The 1195-nt window shown below is 61.0% G+C and carries 1 protein-coding gene and 2 pseudogenes; all 3 read right to left on the bottom strand.

The annotated features are described in order from the left end of the window. Positions 1-293 (bottom strand): annotated as a pseudogene (locus FJ980_RS32820) (M23 family peptidase); the annotation flags it as partial. Next, the gene (locus FJ980_RS32815; protein ID WP_181165311.1) at positions 290-697 is read right to left on the bottom strand and encodes a DUF1036 domain-containing protein; all 408 of its coding nucleotides are present in this window, start codon (positions 695-697) and stop codon (positions 290-292) included. The gene FJ980_RS32815 and the pseudogene FJ980_RS32820, both read right to left, overlap by 4 nt. A 104-nt stretch (positions 698-801) precedes the next feature. Then, positions 802-1195: pseudogene (locus FJ980_RS32810) on the bottom strand (serine/threonine protein kinase); the annotation flags it as partial.

Below are 1195 nucleotides of genomic sequence, written 5' to 3'. Positions count from 1 at the left end.
GCGCCGGCATCAGGCGCAAGGGTGATCCACATCGGGTCCCCCGCCAGATCGATCAGCGCTGGCACGTAGACGGATGCGTCGGCCGGCACATCGTCCGCCCCCTCGACCGCATGCAACTCCTCGTCTTCGTCGCCGAATGACCAATAGTCCGCGGTCAGGTAAAAACCGGCGGCCACGCAAAGCAGCACAGCCGAGGTCAAACCCACCATCAATCTACGCCATAGCGTGCGCCTGCGAAGGGCGGCGCGCGCCTGCTTCTTCTGTCTGAAGCTCGTGTCGATATGGTGTGTCACGGATTGCTTGCGGTCAGGAAGAAGGTCCACCGCACCTGTTCGAGGGTGTCGACTTCCAGAAACCGGGCGGTGATGTGGCCGCGCTGCCAGCATTCGTCACTGCCGCGGATCGAGAAACGTCGCCGTTCGATGCACATTTCGGTCAATCCGGCGAGGATGGCATGACCAAACACGTCAGTTGCATAGATGTAGACGTAGCGGTTGGTCAGTTCCTCCCGGATAACGTTCACGCATTGGTTTGCGCCGATGGTCCACCATCCATCGGTCTGGTCCGCATTGTCGACCTTCTGGCCGACGGCGAGATTGACGACATCGAGTGTCTGATTGCAGACCGTGAACTCGGCTCGCGCTTGGCTGGACAACAGCAGGGCGAGGGGAGCGCCCAAAATAATCGCGAGTTTCATGCGCGCCCTCGGGGCAGATAGGGCTGGAACCGGACCTGCTGCTTTTCGGGCAGGGCAGACCAAGCGGTCAAACACCAGCGGTGGCGTTCCATGCTAGGCCCACGCTATCCGCCGAGCCGGAAATACTTGGCAGTGGCTGAGAACCGAGATCCGTCGGTCTCGACTTCCTCGATGATTTTGGGCAACAGCGCCGAAGCCGGCGTGGGATCGGAGAAGGCAGCCGACTGAATGTCGCGAGGGCCCGTGATCACCAGTATTATCTGCGGCACGGACTTTCCAGCAGCCTTATCGGCCGCGCCGAGACCAATCGGGATCCTGAAGGTCGCCTTGTCCGACCCGGTGACGATGCGGTCGTCGAGATTGAACACCATGCCTTTGTGGTCGATCAGCAGAACGCTGGAGATGAGTCCTCTGCGCGTTACCAATGTACCGCTAATCGGCGTACCGTTCGGCACGGATGTTCGGTCGAGAACAAGCTGCGGCTGGTCGGCCGCGGTC

The sequence above is a fragment of the Mesorhizobium sp. B1-1-5 genome (assembly GCF_006443065.1).
In the GTDB taxonomy this organism is placed as follows: Bacteria; Pseudomonadota; Alphaproteobacteria; order Rhizobiales; family Rhizobiaceae; genus Mesorhizobium.
This window is presented reverse-complemented; position numbering and strand designations above follow the sequence as displayed.

Excerpts from the sequence above, each read along its gene's own strand:
- FJ980_RS32815 (WP_181165311.1), bottom strand. The coding sequence starts at position 697 with ATGAAACTCGCGATTATTTTGGGCGCTCCCCTCGCCCTGCTGTTGTCC.